This is a genomic window from Paenibacillus sp. PL2-23 (assembly GCF_040834005.1).
GTDB lineage: Bacteria > Bacillota > Bacilli > Paenibacillales > Paenibacillaceae > Pristimantibacillus.
Map to the genome: position 1 here is coordinate 2,395,570 of NZ_CP162129.1, position 15,828 is coordinate 2,411,397.

Annotated in this window: 15 protein-coding genes; 7 read left to right on the forward strand and 8 right to left on the reverse strand. The window is 56.4% G+C overall.

Annotation, left to right across the window (positions count from 1 at the left end; genetic code table 11):
- Positions 1–5: 5 nt before the first annotated feature.
- On the reverse strand, positions 6–848 hold the full coding sequence (locus tag AB1S56_RS09995) for a helix-turn-helix transcriptional regulator (RefSeq protein WP_340870668.1): 843 nt from the start codon (positions 846–848) through the stop codon (positions 6–8).
- 123 nt (positions 849–971) lie between these two features.
- Between AB1S56_RS09995 and AB1S56_RS10000 the strand changes: the two genes are divergently transcribed.
- Together AB1S56_RS10000 and AB1S56_RS10005 are read left to right on the forward strand one after the other, a co-directional pair.
- Positions 972–1,973 carry a Gfo/Idh/MocA family oxidoreductase gene (locus AB1S56_RS10000; protein WP_340870669.1) on the forward strand — a complete coding sequence of 334 codons (1,002 nt, stop codon included), beginning with the start codon at positions 972–974 and terminating at the stop codon, positions 1,971–1,973.
- A gap of 14 nt (positions 1,974–1,987) precedes the next feature.
- Complete coding sequence (locus AB1S56_RS10005; RefSeq protein WP_340870670.1) at positions 1,988–2,920, forward strand: aldo/keto reductase; 933 nt, start codon at positions 1,988–1,990, stop codon at positions 2,918–2,920.
- Between the two features lie 7 nt (positions 2,921–2,927).
- On the opposite strand, the gene AB1S56_RS10010 is transcribed toward AB1S56_RS10005, so the two are convergent.
- The 3 genes from AB1S56_RS10010 to AB1S56_RS10020 form a co-directional block, all read right to left on the reverse strand.
- A complete protein-coding gene (locus AB1S56_RS10010) occupies positions 2,928–3,866 on the reverse strand; it encodes a ribose-phosphate pyrophosphokinase (RefSeq protein WP_340870671.1) in 939 nt (312 codons plus the stop codon).
- Positions 3,867–3,962: 96 nt separating this feature from the next.
- Complete coding sequence (fabV, locus tag AB1S56_RS10015) at positions 3,963–5,153, reverse strand: enoyl-ACP reductase FabV (protein ID WP_340870672.1); 1,191 nt, start codon at positions 5,151–5,153, stop codon at positions 3,963–3,965.
- Between the two features lie 158 nt (positions 5,154–5,311).
- Entirely contained in the window at positions 5,312–5,524 is a 213-nt protein-coding gene (locus tag AB1S56_RS10020; protein ID WP_340870673.1) for an alpha/beta-type small acid-soluble spore protein, read from the reverse strand.
- A gap of 156 nt (positions 5,525–5,680) precedes the next feature.
- Between AB1S56_RS10020 and AB1S56_RS10025 the strand changes: the two genes are divergently transcribed.
- Positions 5,681–6,271, forward strand: a complete 591-nt coding sequence (locus AB1S56_RS10025) for a hypothetical protein (protein ID WP_340870674.1) — start codon at positions 5,681–5,683, stop codon at positions 6,269–6,271.
- A gap of 73 nt (positions 6,272–6,344) precedes the next feature.
- Here AB1S56_RS10025 and AB1S56_RS10030 read toward each other — a convergent pair whose 3' ends face one another.
- A complete protein-coding gene (locus AB1S56_RS10030; protein WP_340870675.1) occupies positions 6,345–7,646 on the reverse strand; it encodes an alpha-glucosidase/alpha-galactosidase in 1,302 nt (433 codons plus the stop codon).
- A 170-nt stretch (positions 7,647–7,816) separates the two neighbouring features.
- On the opposite strand from AB1S56_RS10030, the gene AB1S56_RS10035 reads away from it, so the two are divergent.
- Positions 7,817–8,707, forward strand: coding sequence for an AraC family transcriptional regulator (locus tag AB1S56_RS10035; protein WP_340870676.1), 891 nt, complete (start codon positions 7,817–7,819; stop codon positions 8,705–8,707).
- A 15-nt stretch (positions 8,708–8,722) separates the two neighbouring features.
- Here the strand turns inward: AB1S56_RS10035 and AB1S56_RS10040 are convergent, their stop codons facing one another.
- Positions 8,723–9,745, reverse strand: coding sequence for a LacI family DNA-binding transcriptional regulator (locus AB1S56_RS10040; RefSeq protein ID WP_340870677.1), 1,023 nt, complete (start codon positions 9,743–9,745; stop codon positions 8,723–8,725).
- A gap of 128 nt (positions 9,746–9,873) precedes the next feature.
- Here AB1S56_RS10040 and AB1S56_RS10045 point away from each other — a divergent pair, with 128 nt between their 5' ends.
- From AB1S56_RS10045 to AB1S56_RS10055, 3 genes are read left to right on the forward strand one after another with little or no spacing between them, the layout of a single operon-like run.
- Positions 9,874–11,664 carry an L-fucose isomerase gene (locus AB1S56_RS10045; RefSeq protein ID WP_340870678.1) on the forward strand — a complete coding sequence of 597 codons (1,791 nt, stop codon included), beginning with the start codon at positions 9,874–9,876 and terminating at the stop codon, positions 11,662–11,664.
- A 24-nt stretch (positions 11,665–11,688) separates the two neighbouring features.
- Positions 11,689–12,348 carry a class II aldolase/adducin family protein gene (locus AB1S56_RS10050; protein WP_340870679.1) on the forward strand — a complete coding sequence of 220 codons (660 nt, stop codon included), beginning with the start codon at positions 11,689–11,691 and terminating at the stop codon, positions 12,346–12,348.
- 21 nt (positions 12,349–12,369) lie between these two features.
- Positions 12,370–12,807: an RbsD/FucU domain-containing protein gene (locus AB1S56_RS10055; RefSeq protein ID WP_340870680.1), complete on the forward strand. Its 438-nt coding sequence runs from the start codon at positions 12,370–12,372 to the stop codon at positions 12,805–12,807.
- Between the two features lie 82 nt (positions 12,808–12,889).
- Here the strand turns inward: AB1S56_RS10055 and AB1S56_RS10060 are convergent, their stop codons facing one another.
- Positions 12,890–15,007, reverse strand: coding sequence for a hypothetical protein (locus AB1S56_RS10060; protein ID WP_340870681.1), 2,118 nt, complete (start codon positions 15,005–15,007; stop codon positions 12,890–12,892).
- A 133-nt stretch (positions 15,008–15,140) separates the two neighbouring features.
- Positions 15,141–15,812 (reverse strand): TetR/AcrR family transcriptional regulator, encoded by a 672-nt coding sequence (locus AB1S56_RS10065; RefSeq protein ID WP_340870682.1) that lies wholly within the window; start codon positions 15,810–15,812, stop codon positions 15,141–15,143.
- Positions 15,813–15,828 lie beyond the last annotated feature (16 nt).

Consider the following 15,828-nt stretch of genomic DNA (forward strand, 5'->3'; position numbering starts at 1 on the left):
GGAGCTTATTCCCCTGCGTCATACAGCTGTCTGTAGGCTGTTGGCGTCATCCCCTCATGCGCCATGAACCTTTTGTTGAAATAGCTGGCGCTTGGATATCCGGCCTCCTTGGCAATCGTGCCAATGGAGGCTTCTTTCCGTTCCAGGAGCCAATGCTTGGCGGTTTGAAGCCGGCAGCGCGTAATAAATTCCATCGGAGTCATCTGCATGACGCCGCGGAACAGCTTGCAGAAATAATGCGGCGTGACGCCGGCCTCCATCGCCCATGCTTCCAGGAGAAATGGCTCGCAGGCCTCCTGCTGCATCTTCGGCAGCAGCTCCAGAATGCGGTGCGCGGACGAGCCCGACCTTGCGTCCTGCATGGGGACTGCCTGCTCGACAAATATGGCCAGCAATTCATAGGTCAGCGCGCTTAAGCGATGAGGCCGCAGCAGCCGGTAGCTCTCCGCCTCGGCTAACAGCGCTTCGTGCGCTGCGATCCACTGCTCGGCCTGCTTGAGGGACCATAGGTGGCTGCGCTGCAGCTGCAGGCGGAGCATATAATCCTGCAGCACGTTGCCGTAGAAGTGAAACCACCGGACATTCCAAGGGTCCTCCTTGTCGCTGTAATAACGCTGCCTCTGATGAGGAAAATATAGAAAAGCGTGCCCGGCCTCCAGCGTCTGCGCCTCACCGTCCAGCTCGACATAGCCTTTGCCGGCAACAATATAATGAATGCTGAAATTGTTCAGCGCGCCAGCGCTTCGATTGACCCCGTGCTCGGGCCAGTCGACATAATGGCCGATGGATTCCGGCATACAGAAATAAGGGTGGCTTGGCAAGGTAAGCAGATGGGTCTGACGCTGCATAAGTAGTCTCCTTGATGACAATATTGTTCTAGCGGGTGTCAATATAATATCATTTTCAAATCGTTTCATCCATCATATAATCGCAATATATTCATAAATCTTTGGCGCAAAGGAGATTAAAAAATGTCGAACAGCAAGCTGCAATGGGGCATTATTGGCTACGCGAAAATCGCGAAGCGTTCTGTTATTCCCGGCATACAAGGGTCACTATACAATGAGGTGGCTGCTATCGCAAGCCGCAATCTGGATAAAGCCAAGGAGGCGGCAGAAGCCCATGGCATTGCCAAAGCTTATGGAAGCTACGAGGAATTGCTGGCTGATGAAGCAATCGACGCCGTCTATATTCCCTTGCCGAATCATATGCACAAGGAATGGGCCATTCGCGCTGCTGAAGCAGGCAAGCATGTGCTCTGCGAGAAGCCAATCGCGCTGAACGCTGAGGAAGCGGCGGAGATGAAGGAGGCTTGCGAGAAGGCAGGCGTGCAGCTGCTGGAGGCATTTATGTATCGCTGCCATCCACGGTACGAGACGATCCGGGAGGTCATCCAATCGGGCGAGATCGGACAGCTGAGGGGCATTCGCAGCGCCTTTACGTTCAATAATGCGGGCGATGCCGCGAATGTAAGGTACCGCAAGGAATGGGGCGGCGGCTCCCTCTATGATGTGGGCTGTTATCCCATCAACGCCGCCAGATTGCTGATGGGACAAGAGCCGGAGGCTGTGACGGTACAAGCCCATTTCTCACCGGAGCACGACGACGTGGACATGATGGCTTCCGGTCTGCTGGAATTCGAGGGCGGTGTGTCGCTGACGTTCGACTGCGGCATGTGGGCCGCATTCCGCAATCCGCTGGAGGTGCTGGGGACGGAGGGTGTCATTGAGGTACCGTCGGCATTCGTCACGCCAGAACCGGGCAGCGGCAACTTCTTCGTGCAGACCAAAGAAGGACGCCGTGAGGTGGAGGTGCCTCATGTTAACGCTTATACGCTGCAGGCGGAGCAGATGCGCAGGGCCATTCTAGGGGAAGAGGCGCTGCCTTATGGTCCACAGGACGCCATTGCTAATATGAAAGTAATCGACGCCTGTCTGAAATCCGCGCGCGAGCGCACTAGAGTGCAATTATAGGGAGGAGAAGCGACATGGATTATATTCAAATCGAGGGCTGCCCGAAGCCGGTGTCCCGTCTTATGAAAGGCACGGATTATTTCTACCATGACAGCTATGAGAAGGCAGCGGCCAATATGGACGCTTACCTGGCGATTGGAGGCAATTCCGTTGATTCGGCGCATATTTATTGCGGCGGGCAAAGCGAGGAAGTGCTTGGCCGATATATGAAGGAGCGGGGCAATCGTGACGAGATCGTCATCTTGACAAAGGGCGCGCACCATGACCAGAACGGTCCACGCGTGTCGAAGGAAGATATCAGGCATGATCTGGAGACGAGCCTGAGCAGGCTGGGTACGGACTATATCGATTTGTACGGCCTGCATCGCGACGATCCTCAGGTTCCGGTACAAGTCATTGTGGATGCGCTCAACGAGCATATAGCTGCGGGGAAGGTACATGCCATTGGTGTATCGAACTGGACGTGGCAGCGTATTCAGGAAGCCAATGATTACGCAACCGCCAACGGCTTGAAGGGCTTCACGTTCAGCAGTCCGAATTTGAGCCTGGCGAAGCCGAATGAGCCTTTCTGGAAGGGCTGCGTCTCCGCAGACGAAGAAACCTGCAATTGGCATGAGCGGACGGGCTTGCCGCTGCTGTCATGGTCTTCGCAGGCGAGAGGCTTCTTCACAGGGCGGTTCACCCCGGAGGTTCGAGATAACGCCGACCTGGTGCGTGTATTCTATAACGACGACAATTGGGAAAGGCTTGAGAGAGCGAAGCGGCTTGCCGAAGAGAAGGGCGCAACCGCAATACAAATCGCATTGGCTTATGTGCTGAATCAGCCATTCCCAACTTGCGCGCTGATTGGAGCCCAGTCTCAGGCGGAGCTGCTGTCCTGCGACGAGGGCTCCCGAATCTCATTGACTCCGGAGGAGATGGATTGGCTTGACCTGAAGAGGCGCTGAGTAGGAGCTAATCCGCTTTGAATAGCGTGGCGATGGAGCCGCCCTCTGTGATGATGCGGATGGCGGTTCCCAGCAGCGGGGCCATCTCCAGCACGGTGAACTTATCCGGACGCGGACGGTTCAGTGCGATGGTATCGGTAATCACGACCTCATGAATGTTGGGGTGATTCAACTTGTCCACCGCGTTGTCGGAGAACAAGCCATGCGTCGCGCATATATAGGCATCCTCCGCGCCGCGCTTCTTGAGCGCCTCCACCACGTTGACAATTGTGCTGCCGGTATCGATCAAATCTTCGATAATAATCGGAGTCATGCCATCCACTTCGCCGATAATATGTGTAATTTCGGATTGATTATGCGCAGGCCTGTTCTTGATCATAATGGCGAACGGACAATCCATCAGACCGGCCAGCTTCTCCGCCATCGTGGCGCGGCCCGCGTCCGGCGAGACCACAACAGGGTTTCTGATGGACTTGGAGCGTAAATAATCGATAATCATATCCAGCGCGGTAAGGTGATCCACCGTAATCTTGAAGAAGCCCTGGATGGGGTCGGCGTGAAGATCGACGGATATGATTCGTGTTGCTCCGGCAGTCGTCAGCACATCTGCAACCATCTTGGCCGAGATGGGCTCGCGCGGCGCGGATTTTCTCTCCTGACGGGCATAGCCGTAATAAGGCATAACGATATTAATGGATTTGGCGGAAGCGCGTTTCGCCGCGTCGACCATGACCAGCAGCTCTACAAGATGCTCATTCACGGGATGGGATAACGATTGTACGATAAATACATGATAGTTGCGAATGGATTCCTCGTACGATACGTGAATTTCACCGCTTTGCTGTCTTGACATGGTTGACTTGCCCAACGGAATTTCGAGCTGCTTGCACACCTTGGCGGCCAGCTCGGGATTCGAGGAGCCTGAGAATACTTTGATCTTGTCCATAAGTCCCTCCAACTTGTCTTGTCCCATTATGCCAAAGCGCTGACGCTCGGGAGCTGCTCCCGCGTCAGCGCTTTGTTCATTTCTTCATTCCTGCGCTTAACGCAGGTTCGGAATGGCGACGTCAGGATTGACGTCCGCTTCGTAATCAATGCCGTCCGTTTCGAAGCCGAACAGCTGGAAGAACTCGCGGCGGTAGCCCTCCAGATCCGACAGCTCGTAGACATTCTCCGTATTCAGCTCGGCCCACAGCTTTGCAACCTGCTCCTGAATTTCCGGACGCATCTCCCAGTCGTCAACGCGAATCAGGCCTTTCTCGTCGACAGCGGTTTCGCCAGCGCTGTACAATCTGTCGGAGAAGAGGCGGTACATCTGCTCGATGCAGCCCTCGTGTATGCCTTGCTCCTTCATCACCTTGTACAAGGCGGAAATATAAAGCGGCACAACAGGAATCGCCGAGCTGGACTGCGTAACCAGAGCCTTGTTGACCGACACATAAGCGCGTCCGCCAGCAGCGGCCAGCTCCTCGTTCAGGCGATGCGCGGTAGCCTCCAGATCGTTTTTGGCGGCGCCAATCGTACCTTCGCGGTATACCGCATGCGTAATTTCCGGACCAATGTAGGAATATGCAACTGTGGTAGCGCCTTCTGCCAGCACGCCAGCCCCACGAAGCTCGTCCATCCACATGCTCCAGTCCTCGCCGCCCATGACGGCAATGGTCTGGCGAAGCTCGTCTTCCGTAGCGGGCTCGATTGTCGCTTGCGTTACCTCGCCGCTGTGGAAGTTGACGGTTTTGTTCGTATACGTGCCGCCAAGCGGCTTGATGACGGAGGAGAATACCTCGCCCGTCTTGGGATGCGTGCGGCGCGGCGAAGCAACGCTGTAGACGACGAGGTCCACTTGGCCCAGCTCAGAGCGGATCAGCTCTATCGTCTTCGATTTGATCTCGTCGGAGAACGCGTCGCCAACAATGCTGTAGGATTTCAGGCCGGCTTCAGAAGCCGCAGACTCGAACGCCGCGGAGTTGTACCAGCCAGCCGATGCGGTACGCGCGCCTTCTGCCGCTTTGTCGAAGTATACGCCGATGGTGTTCGCTCCGGAAGCGAATGCGGAGACGATGCGAGACGCGAGGCCGTAGCCCGTAGAAGCGCCGATGACCAGAACGTTGCGGGGGCCTTCAATAGCTGGCTGAGCCTTTACATAATCAATCTGGCGGCGCACCTGGCTTACGCAGCCCTCGGGGTGAGCCGTGGTGCAGATGAAGCCGCGTGTTTTCGGTTGAATAATCATATAGGGATATTCCTTTCTCTAATGAAATCAGCAATAGATACTATGTATAACGGTGTCCAACAGAACAGTACTATCCCATTTTACCGATTTTTTCTTCCGAATGGAAGGAGAAAAGCAAAAAGAGAGCGCTGATGGCGCTCTCTGTAGGAAGGGAAGGACTAGAAGCGGCCGGCAAGCTGCTGCTCCGCCATTTGAACGAGACGACGAGTTATGTAGCCGCCAATGGAGCCCATGTCGCGTGTGGTCATATTGCCGTAATAGCCGTCTTGCGGAAGCTGGATACCCAGCTCTTGAGCGACTTCGTATTTCATTTGCTCCAGCGCAGCGCGCGCTTGAGGGACAACCAGTTGGTTCGAGCTGTTATTAGCCATTCCATTATCTCTCCTTCATCAACATTTAAGCTGCAATCCCGCTTGAGCCTATTATGCAGCGTCCGTGTAAGGATTATTCGCTAACTGCACCTGTATTTACCGACAGCCAAGGGAATAGATTCGTGTTAAGATGGGAAGACGGAGGAGGACGAGGTTATGTGGACACAGCCTATGCTGTTGACGGAGAGGCTCGATCCGTTCGACGACGACGAGTATTTGTTCGAGCCGCTGGTGGATGGCCAGCGCCTCTTGCTGAAGATGGACGCGGGCAAGGTGCGTCTGCTGTCGAGACATGGCTACGACATTACAAGACAGTACCCGGAGTTACATAACGTGCCGCTGCGGAAGCCGGCGGATGTGGTGCTGGACGGCGAAGTGGCCTGCCTGGACCCCGTGACGGGCAAAGCGGATTTCGGCATGCTGCAGGAGCGCTTCCGGATGAAGAAGACGCCGCGTATTCGAGAGGCGAAAGCTGCGATGCCGGTTGTTTATTTTGTATTTGATATCTTGCATTTTAATGGCGTGGACTTGCGCCGCAAGCCGCTCCTGACTCGGAAACGGCTGCTGGAGGCGGTGCTGGAGGATAACCCGTTTATTCGTAAAATGACTTATATCGAACGTGACGGCGTAGAGCTGTTCAAGGCGGCGGAGCGGTTCGGGCTTGAGGGCATCGCCGGCAAAAGCAAAACAAGCTTGTACAAGGAAGGCAGAAGCGGCGAGTGGCTGAAAATTGCCGTCAAAGCATGAGGAAAAAGCATGAGAAAAGCCAGGCTGTACCGAACCTGCTCGTTCGGTATAGCCTGGCTTATTTTGCAAGATGCTAGCGATATTGAGGCAGCCAGCTGCCATGTGCTTCAATCAGCTCATCGCACAGGGAGACGATATCGTCAAGCGACAGCTCTGCCGATGTATGCGGGTCCAGCATGGCAGCATGATAGATATGCTCGCGCTTGCCAGTGATTGCCGCTTCTACAGTCAGCAGCTGGGTGTTAATATTCGTACGGTTAAGCGCGGCAAGCTGCGGCGGCAGATTGCCGACATGCGTAGGCGTTACGCCGTTGCGGTCGACCAGGCATGCTACCTCGACGCACGCCTCAGACGGGAGGTTTGTAATGAGGCCGGTATTCATGACGTTGCCGTGAATGCGGAACGGCTGATCCGTCTCCATCGCCTCCAGGATGTAAGAAGCGTATTCGTGGCTTCTGGTATGCTGCAGGGACGTATTGTTCACGAGCTCCTCACGCATAGTTGTCCAATCGTTGATCTGAGTCACGCAGCGGCGCGGATACTCGTCGAGCGGGATATTGTATTTGTCGATGAGCTCGGGATACGCGCTTTTAATGAAATAGGGATGATATTCCGCATTATGCTCGGAGGACTCCGTCACATAACGACCGAATTTGAACATCAGCTCGAAACGGACCATGTCGTGATGCTTCTCCGACTGCTGCTTCGCAAGCGCTCTCCGTTTAATCTCCGGATACAGATCCACGCCGTCCTTGCTGATTTCGAGCAGCCACGCCATATGATTGATGCCCGCAATATGCCATTTCACGTCTTTGACGTCCATCTCCAGATGATCAAGCAGCCTAGGCACGCACACCTGCACGCTGTGGCAGAGGCCGACGGTGTTGACGCCGCCGTGTGTAATCATGGCATTCGTCAGCGCTGCCATTGGATTCGTATAGTTGAGGAACAGCGCGTCCGGGCAAACCTCTTGAATGTCGCGGGCGAAGTCCAGCATAACCGGAATCGTGCGCAGATTGCGGAAGATGCCGCCGATGCCGACCGTATCCGCTATGGTTTGGCGCAAGCCGTATTTTTTGGGTATCTCAAAATCTGTAATGGTGCATGGGTCGTAGCCGCCAACTTGGATGGCGTTGACAATATATTTGGCGCCGCGCAGGGCTTCCTTGCGGTCCCGATATGAGCGAATTTCGCAGCTGCTGCCGCTTGTTTGCTTCAGGTTAAGCAGCATTTGCTCCGAATCGCGCAGCCTGGTCTCGTCGATGTCGAACAACGCAATTTCGATGCCTTGCAGGGCTGGGGTTAACATGATGTCGCCTAGTATATTTTTGGCAAAGACGGTGCTTCCTGCTCCGATGAATGTAACTTTGGACATGGTTGGTCCTCCCGTATACGTTTTATTTTGGGCTGCGCGCACAGCGGCGTTTCTTACCTTTAGTATAGGTCTATCCAGTCATTAATCATATGGAAGGTTATCGGGATTATATGGAGGAATGTCGGATTTTGAGGTATGCTGGTTAAAAGGTTAGCGGGAGGAGGAGCGCGATGGCGACGCATTACGAATTGCAGGTGTCGGTTAACCCGGCACCGTTAAAAGGGGAGATGTCCGTGCTGTTCAGCGGACAAGGCAAGCCGATGGAGGGCCATTATATCGGACCGGCCGTCCATGATTATTATTTGCTCCATATTGTGCTGGACGGCGAAGGCACATTCGAGACGCTTGGGGAAGCCTATCGGCTGTCCCAGGGCGACGCCTTTCTTATTTTTCCCGATATGCTAGTCCGATACGAGGCGAGCAGCACCAAGCCATGGTCGTATATGTGGGTCGGGTTTGGCGGAGAGGGGACGGAGCAGGTGCTGAGAAGCATCGGCATCACTCCGGGGCGCCCTGTCGTTCGAGGTTGTGCGCTGGCCAAGCTTCGCAGGGAGGTGCTTCGGCTTCGGGCCTGCTTAACCCGTGGCGAGTCGCCGGCATTGTCCAATCTGGAAGCCTCCGCTAGATTGAGGCTGGTGCTGAGCGAGCTAGGCGGTCCTCTGCTAGCCGCCGAACGGGGCAACCCGGCCGATGATGAGGGAGCGGGAGGCATGGCAACAGGAGGGCGCTCCTTCCACAGCGTTGAGCAGGCGATCCGGCTGTTGACGATGCAATTCGGGCAGCATACGACCGTAGACGGCATCGCCCGGGCGCTGGGCTATCACCGCTCACATCTGACGAAGCTGTTCAAGGAAGCGACTGGCATGTCGCCCATGCAATATTTGACCAAGGTGAGGATGAAAAAAGCGGAGGCGCTGTTGGCCAGCGACTTGACCGTGGCGCAGGTCGCCGCGTCGATTGGCTACAACGACCCGCTCTTCTTCACGAAGCAGTTCCGCAAGTGGAGCGGGCAGTCGCCGACGGCGTTCCGCAAGAAGCTGGCTGGTGGAGGCGGAGGCTGATAGCGGGGAGACCGCCTACTTCGCTTCGTGGATGTCCTTGACGGAGCGGCGCTCCAGAAGCTCGGCCGGAAGGACAACCTTCTTCCATGGCGATGCCGCATCTCGTTCGCTGATGCGTTCGATCAGCATGCCCATGCCCATATAGCCGAATTGATAGGCCTGCTGGGCCGCGACGGTGAGGAAGGGATCTACATCAGCGTATGGACCCAGATCGTCGAAGCATACGATGGAGATATCGTTCGGTACGCTCAGCCCTCGGGCATGCAGCAGCCGCATTACCTCCACGGCCAGCACGTTGTTGCCCGTCAGGATGGCAGTAGGCTGGGGCTCAAGCTTTTCCAGCCATGCCGTCATGTCCGACAGATCGCTTACCTGGCCGAAGCTTGTCTCAAACACGTATTGCCCATGGAACGGCAGCTCGTTCAGCTTCAAGCCTTCCTTGTAGCCCTGCAGTCTGAGACGCGCACTGGAGATGGAGGAGGAGCCGTTCACCATTGCAATATGACGGTGTCCACGCTCGGCCAAATGCTCCACCAGGCGCCTTGCGCCTTCCTTGCTGTCGCCAAGCACAATATCGCAGTCCATGCCCGGCACCTCGCGATCCAGCAGGACGAACGGCACTTGATGCCTGCGCAGCGACTCCAGGTGGGGCAGAGAGGGATCGCCTGCCGGCGCAAGCAGCACGCCGTCCACGCGGGTCGTCAGAATGGTCTTGATGTAATCCGCTTCCTTCTCCAGGCTTTCGTCGCTGTTGCCGAACAGCAGGCGATAGCCATGCTTCTTCGCCGCATCCTCCGCTCCCCGGGCCAGCGTCGTATAGAAGGGGTTCGTAATATCTGTAATAAGCAGGAACAGCAGCTTTGTCTGCTGCAGCACGAGACTGCGAGCCGTTTGATTCGGCACGTAATTCATTTCCTCCATCACGCGCTTGACCTTCGTCCGTGTCTTCTCGCTAATTTTCCCCCTGTTATTGATAACTCTGGATACCGTCATGGCCGATACGCCAGCTTTGGCTGCTATGTCGTAGATTGTTACCATCAGTGTGTGCTCCTTATTGATCTTGCTTGTCTTCTATCATACAAAAAAGAAAGCGTTGACAGCAATATTTTTAGCTGTTACTTTAAGGTTATCGGTAACATTATTTCGACGATGTGGAGGGTTTGGATATGGCAAATACGGATTATCGCTTTCTAGGCGGCTTCCCGAAGATTGGGATTCGCCCTACGATTGACGGCAGAAGGAAGGGCGTTCGCGAGTCACTGGAGGACCAGACCATGAATATGGCGGTGGCTACGGCAGCGCTGCTCTCGGAGTCGCTGCGTTACCCGAACGGCGAGCCGGTGGAGTGCGTCATCGCGGATACAACTATTGGCGGTGTGGCGGAAGCGGCTGCATGCGCGGAGAAATTCGCCAAAGCCGGCGTAGGGGTATCGATAACCGTAACCCCTTGCTGGTGCTACGGAACCGAGACGATGGACATGGACCCCTCCGTGCCCAAAGCGGTCTGGGGCTTCAACGGAACGGAGCGTCCAGGCGCTGTCTATCTGGCGGCCGTGCTCTCAGGCTATGCGCAGAAGGGCCTGCCGGCGTTCGGCATTTATGGCGAGGACGTGCAGGATGCCGGTGATACTACCGTGCCGGAGGATGTTCGCGAGAAGCTGATCGGCTTCGCCCGCGCAGGTCTGGCCGTGGCGATGATGAAGGGCAAGTCCTATCTGTCGATGGGCTCTGTATCAATGGGGATTGCGGGCTCCATTGTCAACGACGCCTTCTTCCAGGAATATCTGGGCATGCGGACGGAATATGTGGACATGACCGAATTTGTGCGCCGGATGAATGAAGGCATCTACGATGGCGAGGAGTACGAGAAGGCGCTTGCTTGGGTGAAGGAGAATTGCCTGGAGGGACCGGACAACAACCCGGCGGATATCCAGACCTCCAGAGAACGCAAGGATCGCGACTGGGAAACCGTCGTGAAGATGACGCAGATCGCACGCGATTTGATGGTGGGCAACCCTCGTCTGGCCGAGCTTGGCTTTGGCGAGGAAGCGCTCGGCCATAACGCTATCGTATCGGGCTTCCAGGGCCAGCGCCATTGGACGGACCACTTCCCGAACGGCGACTTTATGGAAGCGATGCTGAATTCCTCGTTCGACTGGAATGGCATCCGCGCGCCATATATTGTAGCGACGGAGAACGACAGTCTGAACGGAGCGGTCATGCTGTTCGGACACCTGCTGACGAATACGGCGCAAATTTTTGCCGATGTTCGCACGTACTGGAGCCCTGACGCCGTAGAGCGGGTAACGGGCTACAAGCTGGAGGGAGCGGCGCAGAACGGACTGCTCCATCTGATCAATTCCGGTCCTGCAACGCTGGATGGCACAGGCGAGCAAACCAGGGACGGCCAGCCCGCCATGAAGCCGTTCTGGGAAATCACGGAGGAGGAGGCCCAGAAGTGCTTGAAGGCAACCTCATGGCGTCCGGCCTCTGTGGAATATTTCCGCGGCGGCGGCTATTCCTCCGATTACCTGACGCGAGGCGGCATGCCGATGACGATGTCCCGTCTCAATCTGGTCAAGGGCATCGGTCCCGTGCTGCAAATTGCGGAGGGGTATTCCGTGGATCTGCCGGAGCATGTGCATGAGACGCTTGACAAGCGTACAGATCCAACCTGGCCGACTACATGGTTCGCACCGACCCTGACCGGCGAAGGGGCGTTCCGCACCGTATACGACGTGATGGATCAATGGGGCGCGAACCACGGCTCCATCAGCTACGGGCATATCGGCGGCGACCTCATTACGCTGGCGTCGATGCTTCGTATCCCGGTCAATATGCACAACGTGCCCCAGGAGCGTGTATTCCGTCCTCGCGCGTGGGGATTGTTCGGAACGGCCAGCTCGGAGGGGGCGGATTACCGCGCATGCCAGAACTTCGGTCCGCTGTACAAATAAGCCAATATACGGAGGTATCACCATATGAGCAGCATCGCGATTCGCGAGGAATTATGCAAATACGCCCGGAAGACCGTGGCGAATAAGCTTGTTGTGGGCCCGGGAGGCAATATTAGCGCCAGGCACGAGGGCAAGATGTATTTGTCCCCCAGCGGGTTCGCTCTTGACGAGGTGGAGCCGGAGCAATGGGTGGAGGTGGATATCGAGTCGGGAGACATCACCGACATCGGGCTGCGTCCATCGTCCGAGGTGCTGATGCATCTGTACGCGTACCGCGCCAATCCCCATATCGGGGCTATAGTGCACACGCACCCCCCCAATTGCATTGCTTTTACGCTGGTTGAGACCGAGCTTCCTATTATGTTCCCGGATCAGGCGGCGCTTGTTGGCAAGACCGCATATGTGCCTTACGTGCTCCCGACTACGGATCGGCTGGCTGACGCTTATGTCGAGGTCGTCAATGAGGCGAGCTCCGTTCTGCTCGGCAACCACGGGCTTGTGACGTCGGGCCGCAATCTGCGCGAAGCGTATTACCGGACAGAGGTAGTAGAGGAAAGCGCCAAAATCTACTTGATCGCCCAAGCGATTCGCGAGCCGAAGGTGCTCACGAAGGAGGAATTCGAGGAGATCGCTTCCCTGGAGAGCGAAGCGTACCGGATTCAGCTGCTGCAGAAGATGAAATAGGAGAGAAAGGGTGTTATCGTCATGCTAAAAGGCATACCAAGCATTCTGTCGCCGGAGCTGCTGAAGGTGCTGATGGAAATGGGGCACAGCGACGAGCTTGTGCTGGCCGACGGCAACTTCCCGGCCGCCAGCCATGCGGCCAGGCTGATTCGCTGCGACGGGCATGGCATCCCCGAGCTGCTGGACGCGATGCTTCGCCTGTTCCCGCTGGATCAATATGTAGAGAGGCCAGCGGCGCTGATGGCCGTCATGCCGGGCGACAAGGCGGAGACGCCAATATGGGACAGCTATCGGAGCATTGTCGCGGAGCGGACGGGCAGGAGTGACGCGTTCGAGGAAGTGGAGCGGTTCGCATTCTATGAGCGGGCCAAGTCCGCTTACGCGATTGTCGCAACGGGAGAGAGCGCCCTCTACGCCAATCTCATTCTGAAGAAAGGCGTTGTGACAGGGGCGCAGTAACCCTGTCCTGGCGCACGAAGAGCTAATAAGCAAGGGCTGCAAGGCGTACAGTGCCTCGCAGCCCTTGCTTGTATGAGCTTCCTTATCGATTGGAGGCTATTATAAGGGCTCGATGCTCCCACAGCAGGGAGCGGAGATTCGACTTGGAGCCTTGGATGACAAAGTGTGGAATACCATTTGACTTGGCGATATGAATGCCCTCCCAGGTTGCTCTGTGCGAGGTGGAGGTAATCAACAGGAACAGCGCCTGGGATCGCTGCAGCTGAGCCATGACGCGGTCGGGATGGTCGCCTGTGTCATGGGCGAGCTCGGCTCCGCATTCACGAACAACGGATTCGAACCATTTGCGAACGCCGCCGACTATGGTAATGACGCAATTTTGCAGAAAGGGCTCGTTATGAGGCCGGGGCTGCTCTCGTTTGTCCTTGTTGCGTCTGGCTGCAGCCGTGAGCTCAGGCTGCTCCTGGGCAGACTGCCTCTGCTTGGCGCCATCAGGAGGCGTAACTGAACCGGATTGGCGGTACAAGCGGACCAGCCTGGCGATATGGCTCCCATCGGCGACGTTGAATATACAGGGATCTCCAGGCGAAGGCCTCTGGATGTCCACGTCGCGGTGGTGAAGCTGAAATCGGCTCGCGGGATCGTTCATATCGACGCAGAACCAGAGGGGTCCTTCGCCTTTCTCGATATAGCCGTCGAACTGCTGGATCGGGGAGTAGGCGTCGTCGCCCTGGAACAGCAGCTCAAGCTCGTAATAGGTCGGTCTGCCAGGCTGCTGCACAGGTGTACATAGAAGCTCCGCTTCATGCTGGAGCTCGTGCTGCTGCACAAGGGACTCCGTTATGTTGAATGAGTCTCCATTCTCTAGAGTGATGGAGCCGCCATGGTCTCTGCGGGCAAAGGTGCCATACAGGGCTGGCAAGCGAGCTGGCCCGGCGTCAGCCGCTGAAGCGTTCCCAGCATGATGTAGCTGGTCGGCTGCCGCTGTCTGCGCAAGCTGCTGCTCATCAACCTCGACTGCTGCGGGAGAGGGCATGGCAGTTGCGCATGCTAAGCTGATGGCTTGGTACGCTTCCAATGCGTCAAGCAGATCAAGGGTTACTCGCAATCGATTACGGGTTGGGGCTGATGATCCCCCGCTGGCAAGCGCCTGGCCCAGCTCAGCAAGCTTGTGCTGGAGGCTTTGACTGAATGGGGCTGCCCATTCGTCCGCGTCTCGCTGCTGCCGACTGACGTCCTGCAGCTCCTCGTCCAGCAGCGCGATTTCCGCCGCTTGCTCCCGTATCGTATTCTCTTGCGCCTCAAGCGCTCGCTGGAGCTGTACCTGCTGCGCGTTCAGCGAACGCGTATGCTGTATGAACGATTGCCGCTCCTCCAGCCAGTCGGCTTGCTCGCGCTTCCATCTCCGCCCCCGTTCCTCTCGCTGCCTGATTTCCTGATCCCACCGGAATGCTGCGCGCTCGGCTTCCACCCTCATCCGTTCGAGGGCTTCTTCCAGCTGGTGCAGCTCCTTGGCTTTCATGCGAAGCAGCTTGTCCTTCTGGGCGAGCTCGTGCTCCAGGCGCTGTCTGGCCGACAGCTCCTTTTTGTACATATTTTCAAGCAGCTTCAGCTTCTTATCGGGTTTGCCGTTCCCAGGAGATGCGGTGCTCACATCAAGAGCCTGCGCGTCGCTTGAAGGCGCTTGCTGCGCGGCAGGCGCAGAGCGCTCGCGCTCCTCCAGCCGCTTTAATTCGAACAGCCATGTCTCCTGATTCTCGGTCTTGAAGGGGTGGAAATATAATAGCCAATAATAAGCCCAGTAGCCGTAACCAGCGATGAGCTGGTCTCTCTCCTCCAGCATGCACTCGAAGGTTCGGCTCATGCCGCCCTCAAGCGGGAGCAGCTGAAAAATCGCCAGCAGAACTCTGCGTTTCATGGCAAGACTTCGCTGTGCTTGCTGGAAGGCGGTACGCAGCATCTTGACGAACAGCATGTCCGGCCATTTGCGAAGCTCCCGCTTGGCGAACGGGAATTCCAGTGTGAGAGCAATGGAAAGCTTCTCTCTTTCGTTTAAGCCGTCTACATAATGCAACAGGGTATCGTTGGGCAGGGGGAAATGGGTCTCCTGTTCCAGCAGAGAGCGATACATATCCATCTCCTTGGTCCATTCAGCGGGCTCGAACCAACCCGCAAGTCGGGCTTTCGACTTTAAATCCAAGCAGCACACCTCCTTCGCACGTGGCCATTGGCATTTCATTCGACAAGCGCTTGCGAGAATCCTTTCAAGGGTTGGGAAAAATAGACAAACAACCCTTGCTCCAGTGCCGGCGCAGGGGTGTCTTGCTTCTATATTATTCAGAATGGCGTGGAGAAATACCGTGCATCAGCAAGTCAATGACCTTGTCTATTTCGGCGTCCTCGTCAAAGGGCTCATCCGGCATCAGCATGAGCTGGGAGACGGCGAGACCGACAAACAGGCTGGCGGCCGTGCGCATAATAATCCAGGGCTCCTCAGGCTTGATCTGTCCCTTGATCTGGAAATGCGCGATAACCCTCTGAATCCGCTCGGTGACAATGTCCTGGAACAGCGTTTTGGCTTGCTCCAGAAGCTCCGGGTGGAATGGAATCTCGTGCATGAGAATCCGAATGAGCTTCATATTGTTTCTGGCGAATTGCAGCCGATCCTTGGCTACCGCGCGGAAAAAGTCGTCGACTCGCTCGTAGGGCAGCTCCAGCAGCTTGGCGAAGTCGCGCATCAGGAAGGGGGCGACCAGCTTAACCGCGATCGGTCCTACAATCGACAGGAGCAGATCCTTTTTGGTTTTGTAGTGACGGAAGATCGTGCCTTCCGCGACGCCCGCCTTTTGCGCGATTTCACTTGTCGACGCGGCTGCGTAGCCTTTGGCTGCAAAAATATCGACCGCCGCTTCCAATATGCGGGCCTGCTTCTCTGTTTTTTTGCCATCGTCTTCATCCGCAAGCTTCAGCAGCTCTTCCATCCATTGCTCTTTCTGTTGCGACATACCGGTCTATCACCTT

Bases quoted from the DNA above. Each gene is read 5' to 3' on its own strand.
- AB1S56_RS10035 (WP_340870676.1), top strand. From the start codon at position 7,817: ATGGCGACGCATTACGAATTGCAGGTGTCGGTTAACCCGGCACCGTTA.
- AB1S56_RS10025 (WP_340870674.1), top strand. From the start codon at position 5,681: ATGTGGACACAGCCTATGCTGTTGACGGAGAGGCTCGATCCGTTCGAC.
- AB1S56_RS10055 (WP_340870680.1), top strand. From the start codon at position 12,370: ATGCTAAAAGGCATACCAAGCATTCTGTCGCCGGAGCTGCTGAAGGTG.
- AB1S56_RS09995 (WP_340870668.1), bottom strand. From the start codon at position 848: ATGCAGCGTCAGACCCATCTGCTTACCTTGCCAAGCCACCCTTATTTC.
- AB1S56_RS10030 (WP_340870675.1), bottom strand. From the start codon at position 7,646: ATGTCCAAAGTTACATTCATCGGAGCAGGAAGCACCGTCTTTGCCAAA.
- AB1S56_RS10000 (WP_340870669.1), top strand. From the start codon at position 972: ATGTCGAACAGCAAGCTGCAATGGGGCATTATTGGCTACGCGAAAATC.
- AB1S56_RS10045 (WP_340870678.1), top strand. From the start codon at position 9,874: ATGGCAAATACGGATTATCGCTTTCTAGGCGGCTTCCCGAAGATTGGG.
- AB1S56_RS10065 (WP_340870682.1), bottom strand. From the start codon at position 15,812: ATGTCGCAACAGAAAGAGCAATGGATGGAAGAGCTGCTGAAGCTTGCG.
- AB1S56_RS10040 (WP_340870677.1), bottom strand. From the start codon at position 9,745: ATGGTAACAATCTACGACATAGCAGCCAAAGCTGGCGTATCGGCCATG.
- AB1S56_RS10005 (WP_340870670.1), top strand. From the start codon at position 1,988: ATGGATTATATTCAAATCGAGGGCTGCCCGAAGCCGGTGTCCCGTCTT.
- fabV (WP_340870672.1), bottom strand. From the start codon at position 5,153: ATGATTATTCAACCGAAAACACGCGGCTTCATCTGCACCACGGCTCAC.
- AB1S56_RS10020 (WP_340870673.1), bottom strand. From the start codon at position 5,524: ATGGCTAATAACAGCTCGAACCAACTGGTTGTCCCTCAAGCGCGCGCT.
- AB1S56_RS10010 (WP_340870671.1), bottom strand. From the start codon at position 3,866: ATGGACAAGATCAAAGTATTCTCAGGCTCCTCGAATCCCGAGCTGGCC.
- AB1S56_RS10050 (WP_340870679.1), top strand. From the start codon at position 11,689: ATGAGCAGCATCGCGATTCGCGAGGAATTATGCAAATACGCCCGGAAG.